We start from the raw sequence: 17,436 nt of genomic DNA, 5'->3' as shown, positions 1-17,436 counted from the left end.
GGCTGGGCGGATGTGACAGGCACTCGGCGACTCCCCTTGGGGCGTGCGTTTCCCACCCCTCGGACCATAGGGTAGCGTACTCGAAGTTAGGACAGCCTGGGCTAAGGATGGGAGGTGGCTGGTGGGCGGCGCCACCCTCGCCGGGATGCTGGCGAACTGGAAATGGCAGCGCTATTACCCAACGTGCTCCCGCGGCCATGTGCGATTGCTGGGCGCCGCATGAGCGCCACGCTCGCGATTGTCGGGGCCGGCGCGAAGGCGGCGGCGGTGGCCGCGAAGGCGGCGGTGCTACGCGAGATGGGCGTCGAGGTTCCTGACTTGGTTGCCATCGAGTCCACCGGGGTGGCCGCGAACTGGCGAGCCGGCGGCGGCTGGACCGACGGCCGGCAGCGGCTGGGTACCAGCCCCGAAAAGGACGTCGGTTTCCCCTATCGGTCGGCGCTGTGGCCGGGCCGCAACGCCGAAATCGACGAGCGGATGATTCGGTTTAGCTGGCAGTCTTTTCTGGTCGACACCGACCAATTTGTCGGCTGGGTGGACCGGGGCAGGCCGTCGCCGGCCCACGACACGTGGGCGCAGTACTTGCGCTGGGTTGCCGACCGGGCTGGTCTGGAAGTCGTTGGTGGCGAGGTAGTTCAGCTGTCGGTCGACGAATCTCGCTGGGTGGTGCATACGGCCGACTCGAGTCTGACCGCAGACATGGTGATGTTCACCGGGCCTGGCCAGCCGGAAAGATCGATCCTTGCCCACGATCCGCGGGTGCTGTCGATTGCCCAGTTCTGGCACCGCGCGGCACAACATGAGCGGATTGTTGCCGAACGCGTCGCGGTCATCGGCGGTGGCGAGACCGCCGCATCAATCCTCAATGAGCTTTTTCATCATCGGGTTTCGGCGATCACGGCCTTCTCGCCGCAGGCGACCCTGTTCACCCGCGGTGAGGGCTTCTTCGAAAACTCTCTGTTTTCCGATCCCGCCGGGTGGCGCAATCTGGCCCTGTCGGAACGGCGCGACTGCATCGCTCGCACCGACCGTGGGGTGTTCTCGGCGCGCGTACAGGAATCCCTGCTCACCGACGAGCGAATCCGGCATATGCGCGGGCGGGTTGCTCGTGCGGTCAACCGCGACAACCGAATCTGGCTCACGCTGTCCACCGACTGCTGCGGTGAACCCCGCGAGACCTTGCATGACTTCGACCTCGTCATCGACGGTTCCGGCGCCGACCCGTTGTGGTTTCTATCGTTGCTGAGTCAGGATGCGGTGGACTTGCTGGAGCTGGGGCTGCAGGCGCCGCTGACCTGTCAGCGGCTCGAGGAATCCATCGGTGCCGATCTGGCTGTGTCCGGCGTTGCCCCGAAATTGTTCCTGCCGAATCTGGCCGGCCTCAACGAAGGTCCGGGATTTCCGAATCTGAGTTGTCTGGGTCTGCTGTCCGACCGCATCCTCAGTGCCGAACTCGGCCTAGCGCCCGCACCGGTTGGGACCAATCGGTCAAAGGGGAGAAGCGATGAGTACCAATCCGTTTGATGACGAAGACGCCATGTTTTATGTGCTGATCAATGACGAGGAACAGCACAGCCTGTGGCCGACATTCGCCGATGTGCCCGCCAGCTGGCGGGTAGCGTTCGGCGCGGACACGCGCGCCGACTGCCTGTCCTACGTCGAGCAGCACTGGGCCGACATCCGGCCCAAGAGCCTGCGCGACGCGATGGCTGGCAACTAACCGTTCACCGCGCACCGAGCTGGGCAAGCACGTCGGCGATCGACGCCCCGCCGAGCAGATCCGAGACCTCTAGCTCGTGATCAAACTCGGCCTTGACGCGCCGACGTAGCTCCAGCGCCTGCAACGAATCCAGTCCGAGCGCGACCATGGGCACCGACGTGTCGATCCGCTCGGCGCGCTCCGCGCCAATCGCTGCGGCCAGCAGGTTGCTGAGTCGTCCCGGTAGGTCCGCCGGCTCGGCCGGCGCAGCGGTCTCGCTGACGGGCGAGAGCAGCTCTGATACCAGCGGGCCGTAGCCAAAGGTTTCCAGTACCGGGCGGGCGCGATCGAAGTCGAATGCCGCGACGATGGCATTGCGGCCGAGCCGCTGCATTCCCAACGCGATCGCCTCGGCGGGCGGCATCGGGATCACACCGATGGCGGCCAACTGCGCCATGCTCGAGGCATCGAGATCGAAATGCACGGTCCACTGGCCCCACTGCACGGAGACGCAGTCCAGCCCCTCGGCCCGCAGCCGGTGGGCCATCGCGTCCAGCATTCGGTTGGCCGCGGCGTACATGACCTGTCCGCGACCACCGATGGTGGCCCGTGCCGAAGAGCACAAAACGATGCGACAGCCATCAGTCCTGGGGAAAGCGTCCAGGACCTGCCCAATGCCGACAACCTTGGCGTAGAGCGCATTGTCGGCGTCATCGGTGGTGATGTCGGAGAACTCCACCGACGCATAAGCCACGGCGGCATGGATGATCAGATCCGCCGGTGTGGACCGGTGCTGCGCTGCCAACCGCGATACCGCAGCGGGGTCACCCACGTCGCATCGGGTGACAGCGATCTGGGCGGCTGTCGCCGAGCGGATCTGCGCCAGGCGCTCCGCCACCGCAGCAGACTCGCCTGATCTGCTCACCAGAGTGATTCTCCGTGCGCCGCGGTGGGCGAAGTGGTCGCAGAATTCGAGCCCGAGGTTGCCGGTCCCGCCGATGATGAGCACGTGTTCTGGACACGCGCCCGCACCGTGCACCACCGCGCCCTCGCCCGCCACGATCCGTTTGGCATAGAAAGCGCCGTCGCGATATGCCAGCTCCGGTTCGTTGGCTGTGTGCAGCGCCGCCACAATGGGATGCGCCCAGTCCTGTGCCGTCGCTCCGGCCGGCAGATCCAGGTGGCGGAATCCCACGCCCGGGTGTTCGGCGCCGATGCTGCGAAAGCCCGCGCTTGCCGCCGCGTGCACCGGATCTGGCGGCCCATCCGCGGCGGTCGCCGCCTCACCGCCCACCGTCACCAGCCAGCAGTCGGTGACCCCGGTGTCGACTCCGGGCCACCACGCCCGGTTCGAAAAGAATCCTCCGACCTCGGCGGCGGCGGCGCGGCCATCCAGTTTCGGTGTTTCCGGAAGCAGAATGACCATTGTGTTGACATCCGCTCCGGTGCCGTCATTTTCGCCGTTGACCACCCGAGCCGTGGCCCCGGCCTGGTGGGCCGCGGCAGTCATCGCGGTGGCGAACTGCGCGCACGCTCCGGTGGGGTCAACAATCCCGACGACCCGTGGCGGCGTAAGTGAGCGCTGCGAGAGCCGCACCCATTCTTCGACCAGCAGACGCGCCGGTGTGGTGTCCGCGGTCGCGTCGGGGACCGACGGTGATGCGGGAGCAACTGATACCGCCGGCGGCTGACGACGGGGCAGCACCTCGTCATAGGGCAGCCACAACCGGATCTCGTTCATCCGGGTGTTGGGAAAGTCGAGCAACGGTAAGGCCTGGGCGCCGTCCGGGTCTGCGCGCAGACAGTCCCATGGGTAGTTCAGGTCATGCACGGCCAGCTGGGCCAGATTGCGGGTGAATTCGCCCAGATCGGTGGCGGTGCGTTCGGAGGTTCCTACCACCATGGCGGGGCGGTCATCGGCTTCGTCGCGCAGGGCGGCCAGATTCTCGTGAATCGCCAACTGCAGCGTCGGATGCTCGGCCAGTTCGACGAACGTTTCGACGTCACGTTGCACGGCGGCGGCGATTGCCTTGTCGAACCGAACGATGTTGCGTAGGTTCCAAAACCAATAGTCGCCGACCGGGAGCTCCGACGTGATGGGCGCGCCGAGAGTGGCACCGAGGCAGTCGATGTCGGTGTCGACAAAACTTGGGTGCTGCAGTTGGTCTTGGATGGCTGCACGAAGTTTGTCGGCACCGTCGTGGATCAAGCTGGTGTGTGCGGGATAGCGGACCCGGATAACCCGGGCGAAGGTGCCGCCCTCGGTCAAGGTGTCCACGATGCCCTGAACCGTTTCCCGTTCACCCGAAATACCGACCATGCGTAGGGAATTGACCACGGAGAGCTGCGCCCAGCCGGGGCATCGGGCGAGTAGGTCCTCGCACGTTTCCCGGTCGGCGGCGACGATGGCCATGGCGTAGTCAGCAGCAGCGAACTCGTCGGCGGCGTGGGCGCGGATACCGATGACGCGCACGGCGTCCTCGAGGGTAATCGTGCCGGAAACGTAAGCCGCGGCGACTTCCCCTTGGCTGTGCCCGATGGTGACGTTGGGCGCAATGCCGAATGATCGCCACATCGCCGCCAGTGCGGCCATCTGGGTGAACAGCGCCGGCTGGACGATGCCGGCGCTACCATCATCCTGAAAATTCTTGTCGAGCAGATAGTTTCGCGGTGACCCGCAGGATTGTGCTTCGAACGCCTGGGCGCAGCGATCTACCTCGGCGCGAAACGCGGGCACCGATTCGTAAAAGAGCTGTCCCATCCCGGGGCGCTGGCCTCCCTGCCCGGGAAAGACATAGCCGATGCGACGGCGGATGGCCGCCGGGTCGGTACGAATCAGGGCGGGATCCTCGTATCGGTCGATCATCGCTTGCAGGGCGTCGATCAACTCCGCACGCGTCCTGACCATGGCCAGGGCCCGGTGCCGGCGAGCGGCCCGCGTCCGAAACAGCATGGCGGAGATCGGGCCGGGGGTGAGGTCGGGATGAGCTGCGACATGGTCACGCAGCGCTGTGGCCTCGCTGTCCAGTAGCTCGGGCGTGTCCGCCGAGAGCAGGACGGGAATGGTGCCGTCCGGCAGGCGGTAGGCGGCCGCGCTCACTGTCCGACTCCGGCAGCCGGCATCGAAATGATGGCATGGGCATTGGCGCCGCCCGCACCGAACGAAGACACGGCACCGTAGCGAACACCGTGTTTGGGCTCCCACTCATGTAGTTTCGTCGCCAGCCGCAGGCCGGTCAGATCCCAGTCCACCGTTTTGGTTGGGTTGTCCGCGAAAAGGGTTGGCGGAATCTGACCGTGTTGGCCGGCCAGCAGCAGCTTGATCAACGCCAGGATTCCGGATGCCGCCTGCGAGTGTCCGGCGTTGGACTTGATCGACCCGAGCAGGGCTTCCGACCCCGCAGCGCCGTAGGTCTTGAACAGCGCGATCAATTCGACTGGGTCGCCGGCAGGCGTTGCAGTGCCGTGTCCTTCGATCATTCCGACCTCGACGGGATCAATTCCCGCCACCTCCAGCGTCTTGCGAATAACCTGCTCTTGCGCTCGTACCCGGGGAACCAAGATTGGCTTGCCTTTACCGTTGTGGTTGGTGCGGATGGCCGCGATACGTCCGTAGATTCGCCGGCCCTCTCGCCGTGCTCGTGATTCCCGCTCGACGAGAACCATTCCCGCGCCTTCCCCCCACACGGTGCCGGTGGCGTTATCGGAATAGGCGCGGCAATGCCCGTCCTCGGAAAGGGCATTGAGCCTCGCGAATTCGTAAAACGCTCCGGGCGAACCCATCACGCACACGGCGCCGGCAAGCGCCCATTCGCACTCGTCCTCCCGCACCGCCGTGGCGGCCAGGTGCAGTGCGGACAATGACGAGGCGCACGCCGTGTCGACACTGATCGAAGGACCGATCAGGCCAAGACTGTGCGAAATTCGGGCGGCGCCCCCCAGTTGGCCCAGCGAGGCGATCCGATGACCGCTGTAGGCATCGGCTACCGATGCCCGTGGTCCGTACTCCATTGGCGACATGCCGACGAAACAGCCGCCCTCTGCCCCGGCAGTCGAGCCGGGGTTGATTCCGGAATTCTCCAGTGCCTTCCACGCGACTCGCATCGCAACCCGTTGCTGGGGATGCAACACGATGGCCTCGCGGGCGCTGATACCGAAGAAGCCAGGGTCGAATGTGGTTGCTCCATCCAGGAATCCGCCGGAATCGCAAACCTGCCCCCAACCTTCCAGGTCGGATACCGACAACAGATCATCGACGGGCCAGCCGCGGTCGCGGGGAAAGGGACTCAGTAGTTCCCTGGATTCGGCAAGCGCTGCCCACAAAGAAGCCGGGCTGTCGATTCCGCCGGGTGCCTCGACGGCCATTCCGGAGATGACGATCGGGTCGGCTGCTCCGGCGGATCCGTTGGTGCTCATGCTTGCTGCCCGCACTGTGCGCTCGAGGCCAGCAACGCCGCGACGGCGTCGATGTGTGACCGCAAGTAGAAGTGTCCCCCGTCGAACATGGTGACCTTGGCGGTATCGGTGTGCTTGCCCCACCCGTAGAGATCGCCCAGTGTGATGTAAGGGTCCTGGTCGCCGCCCATGGCGTGAATCGGCGTCGCCACCTTGATGTCCTCGGCGCACGAGTATGTGTCAAAAGCGTGGTAGTCGGCCTTGATCACGGGAAGTGCCAGCCTCATGAGTTCGCGGTTGCTGAACACGTCCGTATCGGTGCCCTCGAGCGCGCCCAGATGGTTGAGGATTTCTTCGTCGTCGCTGGGATGTGCCGGCTTGGCCGCCGCGTTGCAGGGGGCCACCGCGGCGGAGACGTTGAGGTGCCGCACATCGATACCGTTGGCTTCGGCCAGGCGGACGAACTCGAACGCGACCAGCGCCCCCATGCTGTGACCGAATGTGATGATCGGGAGTCCGCGATTGTGCTCCGATGCCGCGAACTCGCTGAACGCGCCGGCAGCAATCTCGGAAATGGCGGCGCACGAGGGTTCAGCGGCCCGATCTTGGCGCCCCGGGTACTGAAAGACAATGACGTTGAACGTCTCGCTGAGGACCTTCGAGAACTCGCGATATGCCGACGCGCCCGCCCCGGCATGCGGAAAGACGAGCAGCGGAAGGCTTTCGGGGGCATCCGGTTCGTGGAATTGCCTGACCCACCCTAGTTTGCGCGCCATGCAGCACTACCTCTCACTCGACCACTTCGCTCGTTGCGACAAGTTCTCGTTGTTGTGCGCACCGGTGCCAGCTCGCCGACCGCCGGTTTCGGTGCCGCCGCGGTTGGGCTCATCGGCGTTGCCGGTCACGGATCATCAGCGCGGCCCGCTTGTCCGGTAGATCAAGGTCGGCGGTGCGCTCGAACCCGGCACGTTCGAGCGCCCGGATCATTCGGGTGTTGTTGACGTCGGGCTCGGCGATGACACGGTCTGCGCTCGGATCCGCATCCAGCTGCCACGTCGAGACGATGCGCAGCAGATCCGCGGCGAGGCGCCGTCCCCGGCATTCGGCGGGACCTAGCAAACTGTGCAGGCCGGCATCGTGCTCGCGCGCGGCGTAGTGGCGGGCGAGCGGATCCAGATCGGCACGGTAGAGCTCCCAATAGCTGATCGGGGCGCCGTCTAGCAGGCCGAGATAAGGGACGGAATGCGCGCTGCAGTGTTGGTCGAACAGATACGAGGCGATCTGGGGCCGTGGCCACGGCTTGCGCCAGAAGCGCGCCACTTCGGGATCGTTCATCCAGGAATGCATCAAATCGAGGTCGCCCTCGGGGTCCAGCCGCCGCAGCGAGAACTCGCCCGAGAAGGCCTCATGATCCAGCGCGGCGCGACATTGTTGCAGGTCAAGCGCGTTCACTAGGTACCTCCCGACCATCTGGCCCGGATGGCCCGCCATCACCGCCTGGGGCGCAGGATCGATCCGGTCTCTGTCTTGCCGTGATAGCCGCGACGGGCCGCAACAGCCATTCAACTTAGCGAAGGCTAACATAAGCCTGGTTTGGCGAAGGCTGTTCGGCGTGCAGGGGCTTGCCCCCGGACAGCGCGCGGGCGTTGGCGAGTTGGAGGGGTTGGTTTGATGCGCGTCGTGTCGCTTGATTTCAGACCTGGGAAGCCGGGGCCCGCAGGTTCTGATTGGTCCGGCGCAGCGACGGTGAGGAGTGAGGCTAACCATGGCAGATGATGTCAGGACTTTGCAGGATCGCCGCCGGGAACTGTTGCGCCGGCGGATCGCCGAGAGCGGATTGGCGGCGGAGCAGTCGAGCGACCAGCCAGGTATCTGCCCGGGAGAACGTTATCGTCTGTCGGACGGCCAGCGCCGCATGTGGTTCCTGCAGACGATGGACCCCGATGACGTCACGTTGAACATCTGCGTCGCGTACCGGCTGACTGGCCTGGTGGACGAGGATCGCTTGCATACCGCCGTCAACGATGTGGTTGCGCGCCATGCCATTTTGCGCACCACCTACGGGGTGGACACCGAAGGGGAGCCATACCAGGTATTTTCCGACGACGTTGAGGTCGGGTGGCGACGTGAGGATCTGACCCGGCTGCCCGAGGCCGGACATGAGCAGCAGATCGAGAGTCTGGCGGCCGACGAGTTCGGCCGTCCCTTCGACTTGGCCAACGAGTTGCCGCTGCGGATCACCGTGATACGTACCCGCGCGGACGAATTGGTGTTGCTTCTGGTCGTGCATCACATCTGTTGGGACGACGATTCCTGGGAGGTCTTCTTCGGCGAGCTCAGCGCCGCCTACAACGATCTGCCGATCAACGACCCGGCAGCACAGTTCCTCAGCGTTGAAGTGCTGCAACACTCTGCGGCTCCTAGCGTGGCCGACGTCGGCTACTGGGCGGAGACATTGCGTCCGCTGCCGGAACCGCCGGAGCTTCCCGGTGTGTCCGGTGCGAATCCCTGCAGGCGGGCGCAGCGTCGAGTTCGGCCGCTGCCCGCCGGCCTGTTCAGCAGGGTCGAGGACTTCGCCAGGAAGTGCTCCGCGTCACCGTTCATGGTGTTGCTCGCGGCATACGGCGTGCTGGTGCGCCGCTACACCGGAGCATCGGATTTTCTGGTCTCGGTCCCGGTCACCGAACGCAGTGGTGCCGCCGCGGGTGCCCTCGGATACTTCGGCAACACGTTGCTGCTGCGGATCACGACACGGTCGCAGGACACCTTCACCTCATTCGTCAACGAGGTACGGGAAACCTGTCTGGCCGGCTTCGCCCATCAATCGGTGGGCATCGACCGGGTGGTACGCGAAGCAAACCCGGAGCGAATGGGACGCGACGGGATGGACCTGCTGGTCCGACTCGGTTTCAACATGCGCAAGAGCGCCGGTGGCCTTGCGTTGGACGGCGTCGTGGTGCGCCAACTCGGCCTCGGTGCGGTAGCCGCGCATCTTCCGCTCTCGTTGACGATCGCGCTCGACCCCGATGATGTCTCGGTCGAGTTCGAGTATCAGCAACAGCTGAGCTCTGTGCTGGTCGACCAGATGCTGGCCCATTACCTACAGCTGGTGGACAAAGCGCTGGCCGAGCCCGAGCGGCCGCTGTCCAGCCTGGACATCCTCGGCGCTGGCGAACGCGATAGCGTGCTGGCCCAGTCGCACGGCGAGCTTGTTGAAATGCCGGCCACCACGATGGTCAAGCTGCTGGAAGCGACCGCGTCGGCAGCCGGGACGGCCACAGCGCTGGCATTGGTTTCCGACGAGGCCGAACTGACCTACAGCGAACTACACCGGCGCGCGAATCGTTTGGCGCGCTGGTTTATCGGCCAAGGCTTCGGGCCTGAGGACATCATCGGGCTGCGGATGGCTAACTCGATCGAGTTCATCGTCGCAATGCTGGCGGTGCTCAAGGCCGGTGCGGCCTACTTGCCGATCGATCCCGCCAACCCCGACGAACGCATCGACTACCTCATCACCGACGCTCGTCCGCAGACGGTCATCGGGCGGCCCGAACTCGACGTTGCCGAGCGGGCCGCGGCCGATAACTCGGATCTGCCACTCTCTGATGGCGACCGGCTAAGGCCCTTGCGCCCTGAGCATTTGGCCTATGTGATCTACACATCCGGCTCCACCGGCCGGCCCAAAGGGGTGGCGGTGTCGCATCACGCGATCGCCGAACATGTGCAGGGTTTCGTCGCCGAGTGGACCATGACGGCCGAAGACCGGTGGCTGCAGTTCTCGTCGGTCAGCTTCGATGCTTCGCTGGCGGATATCTTCGTCACGTTATTCCTTGGAGCACAGCTGATCGTGCCCAAGCCGGATGCCTTCGGCGACATCAGCTATGTCGCGGATCTGATCAGCCGCCGCGGCGTCACGGTGTTACACCTGGTGCCTTCCATGCTGAGCACCCTGCTACTGCTGCCCCAGGTCCAGCAGTGGCGGCAGTTGCGCCACGTTCCGGTCGGCGGAGAAGCGCTTCCCGGTGAGGTGGCGGACAGATTCGCCGGCTACTTCGACGCGGAGTTGCGCAATCACTACGGGCCGACCGAGGCGGTGGTCTGTTCCACACACATGGTGGTCACGGGCTCGCATGGTGCCCGAGCGGTGCCGATTGGTGTGCCAAACCGCAACGTCTACGCATACGTGCTTGACGAGCAACTCCATCCGGTACCGGACCAGGTGATCGGTGAACTGTATCTGGGCGGCAGTCAGTTGGCGCGTGGATATCTGGGACGGCCAACTCTGACCGCGCAACGCTTCATCGCCGACCCGTTCAATCCCGGCATGCGCCTGTACCGAACGGGCGATCTGGTTCGCCGCAACCATTGCGGTGAGCTGGAATTCGTCGGCCGCGCCGACGAGCAAGTCAAGATCCGCGGCTTCCGCATCGAACTTGGCGAGGTCGAATCCGTGATCACCACGCATCCAGCGGTACGGCACTGCCTCGTCGTCGCGGAAGAAACCGAGGCCGGACCCATGCTTGCCGCGTACCTGGTGCCGGCGGCGGCCCAGGTCGACCTCGAGGAGATCCGGGCACACACCGCAGCGGCAGTGCCGGAGTACATGGTGCCCGGCGCGTTCGCGGTGATCCCAGAGATCCCGATGACGGTGAGCGGCAAACTCGACAGGCGGGCATTGCCCGCGCCAACTCCGATCGCGACCCGACGCTACCGCGAGCCAGAGACGGCCACCGAGCGGTGGATATGCTCGATCTTCGCCCAGCTGTTCGGCAGGCAGCGGGTCGGCGCCGAAGACTCCTTCTTCGGGCTGGGCGGCCATTCGCTGCTGGCGGCTCGACTCGTTGCCCAGATCCGGGCCGAGTTCGGCGTGGACCTGACTGTGCGCACCATCTTCGACGCCCCGACCCCGGCCGGGCTGGCGGCCCGCCTGGTGGAACGGTTCCGCAACGATTTCGAACTCGACCTTGATAACTTGGCCGCCGACGACATGCCGTTGGATCCGAAACGGGCCCGCCCCGGATTCGTCAAATCGGCCAGGCCACAGCGGCTTCCACTGTCCCACTCCCAGCTCGCCGCCTGGTTTCAGTACCGGATCGAGGGCGCCCGCGAAGAGTTCAACATGCCTCTCGCGCTTCGCTTCGAAGGTCCACTGGACCCGGTCGCACTCGCCGCGGCACTCAACGATGTGGTGGCCCGCCATGAGGCGCTGCGCACCAACTTCGATGAGCACGAAGGCGTTCCGTATCAGATCGTGCACCCGAGCCGGACGGTGCAGCTAGCGATCCGTGCGATCGACCAGGACGAGTTCGACGACGTATCGACTCAGCTACGTCGGCATGTGTTCACCCCGGAGTCCGGGCCGTTGCTGCAAGCCAACCTGTTGGTGCTGGGGCCGGATACGCACGTGCTGTTGTTGATCGTGCACCACATCGTCAGCGATCACGCGTCGCTCGAGATTGTTCTCGACGACCTGATCGTTGCCTACCGGGCCCGACTGCAACACAACGCGCCGCAGTGGGAAATCCTGCCCATCCAGTTTGCGGACTACGCGGTGTGGCAACGAAACACGTTCGAGTCCAACTGGGGACAGACCGAACTCGACTACTGGCGCGATGCGTTGGCCGGACTGCCGGACGAGATTTCGGTGGCGACTGACCGCGCGCGTCCACGTGTGCTCGGCAAGCGCGGCGAGGTAGTGCAGTTCAGTGTCCCGGCGGCCCGTCGTTCTGCACTTACCCAACTCGCCGAGCGCAACGGCGCGACCGAGTTCATGCTCTATCAGGCCGCTCTGGCCGTCGTCCTGCACAAGCTCGGCGGCGGCACCGACATCGCGCTGGGCAGCCCGGTGGCCGCCCGGGTGGAACCGGCCACCGCGCAGCTGGTCGGTCTGTTCGCCAACGTCGTGGTGCTGCGCACCGACCTATCCGGTGATCCGACGCTGCGCTCCATACTCGTCGGCAGTCGCGACACGGTGCTCGATGCGTTGGCACACCAGGAGCTTCCCATCGAGCGGTTGGTGGAGGCTCTCAACCCACCACGCGCGCTGTCGCGCAATCCGTTGTTCCAGAACATGCTCAACTTCCGGGGCGAGGACTGGGCGCTGGTCCCGCGCGATCTCACCGGAAGGGGCGAAACCACGGTTGTGCCACTTCCGGTGAACTTCGAAGTCGCCCTGCTCTTTCTGGCCATTGGGATGAGCGTGACACCGAGTGGAGAACTCGACGTGCAGGTCATCGCCAACGCCGACCTCTACGAACCCGCGACGGTTGCGCTGATCGCCGATGCATTGGACGCCGCACTCGCTGCGTTCGCGACGACACCGGACCTCCCACTGTCGGCGGTGCAGCTGCTGCCCGGCGCTGACTTGGCAAAGCTGCTGGCCCCACCGCTGCCGGCCGGTCCCGCGGCGTCGCAGCCGGTCGCCGCTGGATCCGCGGAAACCGAGCGGCGGCTGACCGCCATGCTGGAGGAGTTGCTCGAGATCACCGGCATCGATCGCGACGAGAACTACTTCGCGTTGGGCGGCGACAGCATCATCGCCATCAAATGGTCGGCTCAAGCGGGTGCGCTGGGGCTGCCGTTTCCCCCGGCCATGGTGTTTGAGCACATGACCATCGCTGAGCTGGCCGCCGCCGTCGACGCGGCCAACGGCGAGCCCGTGGTCGAGGCGGATCCGCCACCGGCGCAGGAATATACGCCGATGAGCGCATCCGGCTTGGCTCCCGATGCATTGGCCAAGCTGAGCGCATCCTGGCTGCAGCAGGGAAGCGCATCGTGACCGCGGCTGCCCCACAGATCGAGGACGTCCTTGCCCTCAGCCCGCTGCAGGAGGGGCTGTTCGCGTTACACCAGCTGGCCGAGGACGGCGTCGACCTCTACAGCATGCAGTTCGTGGTCGATATCGACGGACCGGTTGACCTCGAATTGCTCCGTCGCAGCGCGCAAGCCATGCTGGACCGCCATCCCAATCTGCGCGCCGCCTTCTGGGATCGTGATGTGCCCAAGCCGGTGCAGATTGTGCCCGTCCATGCCACGCTGCCGTGGTCCGAGCGGGTGGCGACACCGGCGGAATTCGACTCCATCGCACGCTCGGAGCGACGCCGTCCGTTTGATCTCAGCCGTGGACCGGCACTGCGGGTGGTGGTGCTCAGCGTTCCTGGCGAGACCAAGCGCCGGATGATCTTCACCGCTCACCACATCCTGGTGGACGGTTGGTCACTTGCGGTGTTCTTCACCGAACTACTCGCGGTGTACCGGGCGGGGGGAGCGGCCGACGCGCTTCCGGCCGCGCGCCCCTACCGCGACTACATCGTCTGGCTCGCCAAACAGGACAGGTCGGCCGCGCTCGCCGGCTGGATGGACTATCTGCGCGGGGTGTCCGAACCGCTCATGGTGGCCTACGAGGCCACGGCGGGGCAGAGCAAGCCGGGGAAAACGGAACTGTTGTTGCCGGCGGCCGACACTGCGCGCCTGCGACAGTGGGCGGGGCGCCATGGCCTCACGCTGAACACCGCGGTGCTTTTCGCCTGGGCAGTCGTGCTGAGCAGGCTGACCGACCGTCGTGATGTCGTGTTCGGCACCGTCGTCTCCGGCCGTCCTGACCAGCTGCCCGGGGTGGAGACCATGGTCGGGCTGTTCATCAACGCCGTACCGGTCGTCCACTACGTGAGCGGTACGGAAGCTGTGGTAGCGCAATGCACTCAGGTGCAGCGCCAGTCATCGGCGATGCGCGACGTCAGTTACCTGAGCTTGTCGGAAATCCAACGCGAACATGGCCGCGGCCCCCTCTTCGACTCCCTGTTCGTGTTCGAGAATGCGCCGATCGACGACGCCATCCGCCCGGCCACCACACCCGACGGCGCCCAGTTCCTTCCCGTGGAGATGGAAAGCCTGACGCACTACCCGCTGACCGTGGTCTCGCACCTGCGCGAGGACGAGTTGCTGGTGCTGATCGAGGCCATAGCCGAGGCGCTGCCGTATCTTCCGGCCGCCGAAATTGGCGAGCGAATGCTGACCGTGCTGCGTCAACTTCCCGATATCGGCGACGGCACTCCCGACGACCTGGACATTCGGACCGCGGCCGAGCTGAAGGCACACGGCCTCCTTGCCGCGAGGGCGGCGCCCACCTTCGATACGACGGTGTGGGAAATGTTCGAGCGTCAGGTGCAAGCCACACCGGATGCCGCCGCCCTGACTGCCGCGGGCGGTGTGCGCCATACCTACGCCGAACTACACGCGCGGGCCTGCCGGCTGGCGGGGGAGCTAGCCGAGCACGGAGTCGGCCCGGAAACAGTTGTGGCGCTGGTGTTGCCGCGCTCGGAGCGATCCATCGTCGCCATTCTGGGGGTGCTGGCCGCCGGTGGGGCCTATCTACCCGTAGACGTCACCCTTCCCAGTGCGCGCGTCGAATCTATTGTGCGTCAGGCTAGCCCAGCGTTAGCCATCACCGAAGCCGACTATTCGCAGCTGGTCGGCACCGCCGTGCCGACCTTGGCGCTCGATGATCCCGCCGCGGTGGACAGTATTTCGCGGCGCAGCGCTGCCGCGCCCACCGTCGACCGTCGACCGGAACAGTCCGCCTATGTCATCTTCACCTCCGGATCAACCGGTGAACCCAAGGGTGTCGTCGGTACCAACGCCGCGGTGTTGAGCTATTTCGCTGACCACGCCGAGCGCGTATACCGGGCAGCCCGCGCCCGCCTGGGCCGGCCGTTGCGCATCGCCCACGCCTGGTCGCTGAGTTTTGACGCCTCGTGGCAGCCCATGGTCGGCCTGCTCGACGGGCATGAGATCCATCTGTTCGACGCCGAAGAGATGCGCGACGCGGATCGCCTGGTGGAAGGCATCGCGATCGGTCAGATCGACATGATCGACACCACCCCGTCAATGTTCGTCCAACTAAGTGCCGCCGGGTTGTTGGATCACAACCTCTCGGTTCTTGCCCTGGGCGGCGAGGCGATCAACACCGGGCTGTGGAATCAGCTTCGTGGGCTATCGCAGATGGCGGTCTACAACTGCTACGGGCCGACCGAGATGACGGTTGAGGCGGTGGTCGCCGCGGTCAAGGACTATCGGAAACCGACGATCGGTACTGCCAACGCGGGGACTTTCGGTTACGTCTTCGATTCGGCGCTGCGGATGGTGCCCGACGGCGTGGTGGGGGAGCTCTACCTGTCGGGGGCGCAGCTGGCCCGGGGCTATGTTGGCAGACCTGGGATGACGGCTGCTCGCTTCGTGGCCGACCCGCTGCGTCCGGGTCAGCGCATGTATCGGACCGGGGACTTGGTGCGCCGGTTGTCCCATGGTGGCTACGCCTATGTGGGCCGCGCCGACACCCAGGTCAAGATCCGCGGCTATCGCGTCGAGGTCGGCGAGATCGAGGCGGCACTGCGCGGCCAGCCCGGCGTGCATGACGCGGCGGTTTCGGTACTGCGTCAGCAGGACCGCACCAGCCTGGTCGGTTTCGTTGTATGGCAAGACAATACGCACGATGACCTGATCAAGCTGCGCGCCGGTCTCACCGAGCGCCTACCGTCCTACATGGTTCCAGCGCGTATCGTGACGCTTCCGCGGCTACCGGTGAATGCCAACGGCAAGCTGGATGGTCACGCATTGGATCGACTGGCCGAAGACGCATTGACGAGTGTCTCCGGGGGCACAGCGGTATCGGCGTCGACTGACACCGAACGCGTGTTGTGCGAACTGTTCGAAGAGCAGCTCAACGCTATTCCGCACATCGATGACGATCTGTTCCTGTTCGGTATGGACAGCATCGTGGCAATCTCGTTGGTCCACAAGGCGAGACGGCAGGGACTCCGAGTGGACCCGCGGATGGTGTTGACCGCTACGACGATTCGCCAACTCGGTGCCGCAATCGATGCCGCGGTGGACTCGCAGGACGCCCCGGCCGACGCCGACTGCGGTGCGGTGCGGCCGCTGCCGATGGTGTCCTGGCTCTACGAATACGGCAACTACCGCCGATTCACCCACACCGTGTTGCTGCGGGTACCCTCGGGCATCGACCGCTCGTCCATCGAACTGATGCTGCAGCTGCTGCTCGATGGACACGACACCTTGCGGTCAATTTTGACCGAAACCCCAGAGGGGCCGCGGCTGGTCACTCGCGAGCCCGCGGCGGTGCGTGCCGAAGACGTACTGACCCGTATCACGTTGCCCGAAGGCTCCGATGACGAACTGGCCTCGGCCGTCGCGCACGCCGCGCGGGTCGTGACCGACCAGATCGACCCATCCGCCGGTGCGATGGTGCGCGCCATCTGGTTCCGCGGCACCGAACATCGGGCTGACCCGGCGAATATGTTGCTGCTCACCGCTCATCACCTGGCCGTGGATGTGGTGTCCTGGCACATCATGCTGGGCGACCTCGCCGCGGCGTGGCGCTCGCTGCAGGCGGGCACGCCACCGAAGATATTGCCGGAGTTCACCTCCTACCGCCGGTGGTGCGAGCTGATGTGGCACCGGGCTTCGGCGCCGCAAGTACAGGATCAGCGCGACTACTGGGCGGCCCTGGTGCGCGAACCCGATCCGGCGTTGGGCCTGCGCTACCCGGACCCGACTCGCGATACCTGGTCCACGCTGCAACTCACGCGGGCAGCCATTCCGGTCGATGTCACGGAGAGGGTGCTGGGCGCGGTCAGACGCGACCAAGGCGTGCGCGAACTATTGCTGGCCGCAACCGCGATGGCGGTGGCAAGCTGGCGTCGGGTCCGTGCTCAGGACCCGGCGGCGGGGGTCCTGGTCGCGTTGGAGGGCCACGGGCGCGCTGATGCCGTACTCGATACCGACACCACCAACACGGTCGGCTGGTTCACCAACGCATTCCCGGTGCGCCTCGGCGCGGGCGCGGCGGCGGTGGATATCGAGCAGGCCGAGCGGGATCCGGTGGCCGCCCAGGAACTGGTCCATTCCGTCGTCAGCCACCTCGAAGCGATCCCGAACGACGGTTTGGACTATGGCTTGCTTCGGTACGTGGACGGCGTTGCCGAACTGGTGGACGCGGTCGATCCGCAGATCCAGTTCAGCTATCTGGGGCGCCTGGACCTCGGCGGCGTCGCCGATCAACCGTGGTCGCTGCTGACCGGGCCCTACCTCGACGCGCTTCCGATTGATCCGGAGCCGGATCTGCCCCTGCGTTTTGCGTTGAATCTAAGTGTGTTTGTCGGCGTGACCGCCGAGGGCACCCAACTGATCGGCAACTGGCGCTGGAGTGACGCGGTGTTCGAACGCTCCGACATCGACCACCTAACCGGCCTGTGGCAGCGCGGCATTGCCGCGCTCGCGGCCGGGTTGGACTAGGCGCCGAGTCAATAGACTGGTCGGAAAGG

General features: G+C 65.5%; 8 protein-coding genes. 4 read left to right on the top strand and 4 right to left on the bottom strand.

What is annotated here, in order from left to right; all coding sequences use genetic code 11:
* Window positions 1-219 precede the first annotated feature (219 nt).
* A complete protein-coding gene (mbtG, locus tag CCUG20998_RS18265; RefSeq protein ID WP_020730317.1) occupies window positions 220-1,524 on the top strand; it encodes an NADPH-dependent L-lysine N(6)-monooxygenase MbtG in 1,305 nt (434 codons plus the stop codon).
* Window positions 1,505-1,720, top strand: coding sequence for an MbtH family protein (locus CCUG20998_RS18260; protein ID WP_020730318.1), 216 nt, complete (start codon window positions 1,505-1,507; stop codon window positions 1,718-1,720). Before mbtG ends, CCUG20998_RS18260 begins: the two co-directional genes overlap by 20 nt.
* A 4-nt stretch (window positions 1,721-1,724) precedes the next feature.
* Here the strand turns inward: CCUG20998_RS18260 and nbtC are convergent, their stop codons facing one another.
* The 4 genes from nbtC to CCUG20998_RS18240 form a co-directional block, all read right to left on the bottom strand.
* Entirely contained in the window at window positions 1,725-4,799 is a 3,075-nt protein-coding gene (gene nbtC / locus CCUG20998_RS18255; RefSeq protein WP_020730319.1) for a nocobactin polyketide synthase NbtC, read from the bottom strand.
* Entirely contained in the window at window positions 4,796-6,115 is a 1,320-nt protein-coding gene (locus CCUG20998_RS18250; RefSeq protein ID WP_020730320.1) for a beta-ketoacyl [acyl carrier protein] synthase domain-containing protein, read from the bottom strand. The genes nbtC and CCUG20998_RS18250 overlap by 4 nt, the downstream gene beginning before the upstream one ends.
* Window positions 6,112-6,870, bottom strand: coding sequence for a thioesterase II family protein (locus CCUG20998_RS18245; protein WP_012395308.1), 759 nt, complete (start codon window positions 6,868-6,870; stop codon window positions 6,112-6,114). Before CCUG20998_RS18245 ends, CCUG20998_RS18250 begins: the two co-directional genes overlap by 4 nt.
* A gap of 109 nt (window positions 6,871-6,979) precedes the next feature.
* The gene (locus tag CCUG20998_RS18240; protein ID WP_020725936.1) at window positions 6,980-7,546 is read right to left on the bottom strand and encodes a GNAT family N-acetyltransferase; all 567 of its coding nucleotides are present in this window, start codon (window positions 7,544-7,546) and stop codon (window positions 6,980-6,982) included.
* Between the two features lie 313 nt (window positions 7,547-7,859).
* Here CCUG20998_RS18240 and CCUG20998_RS18235 point away from each other — a divergent pair, with 313 nt between their 5' ends.
* Window positions 7,860-12,872 carry a non-ribosomal peptide synthetase gene (locus CCUG20998_RS18235; RefSeq protein WP_020730322.1) on the top strand — a complete coding sequence of 1,671 codons (5,013 nt, stop codon included), beginning with the start codon at window positions 7,860-7,862 and terminating at the stop codon, window positions 12,870-12,872.
* Window positions 12,869-17,407, top strand: coding sequence for a non-ribosomal peptide synthetase (locus CCUG20998_RS18230; protein ID WP_020730323.1), 4,539 nt, complete (start codon window positions 12,869-12,871; stop codon window positions 17,405-17,407). The genes CCUG20998_RS18235 and CCUG20998_RS18230 overlap by 4 nt, the downstream gene beginning before the upstream one ends.
* The last annotated feature ends 29 nt before the right edge of the window (window positions 17,408-17,436 follow it).

The organism is Mycobacterium marinum (assembly GCF_003391395.1).
Taxonomy (GTDB): Bacteria; Actinomycetota; Actinomycetes; order Mycobacteriales; family Mycobacteriaceae; genus Mycobacterium; species Mycobacterium marinum.
This window is presented reverse-complemented; position numbering and strand designations above follow the sequence as displayed.

Excerpts from the sequence above, each read along its gene's own strand:
- CCUG20998_RS18250 (WP_020730320.1), bottom strand. The coding sequence starts at position 6,115 with ATGAGCACCAACGGATCCGCCGGAGCAGCCGACCCGATCGTCATCTCC.
- CCUG20998_RS18235 (WP_020730322.1), top strand. The coding sequence starts at position 7,860 with ATGGCAGATGATGTCAGGACTTTGCAGGATCGCCGCCGGGAACTGTTG.
- mbtG (WP_020730317.1), top strand. The coding sequence starts at position 220 with ATGAGCGCCACGCTCGCGATTGTCGGGGCCGGCGCGAAGGCGGCGGCG.
- CCUG20998_RS18245 (WP_012395308.1), bottom strand. The coding sequence starts at position 6,870 with ATGGCGCGCAAACTAGGGTGGGTCAGGCAATTCCACGAACCGGATGCC.
- CCUG20998_RS18260 (WP_020730318.1), top strand. The coding sequence starts at position 1,505 with ATGAGTACCAATCCGTTTGATGACGAAGACGCCATGTTTTATGTGCTG.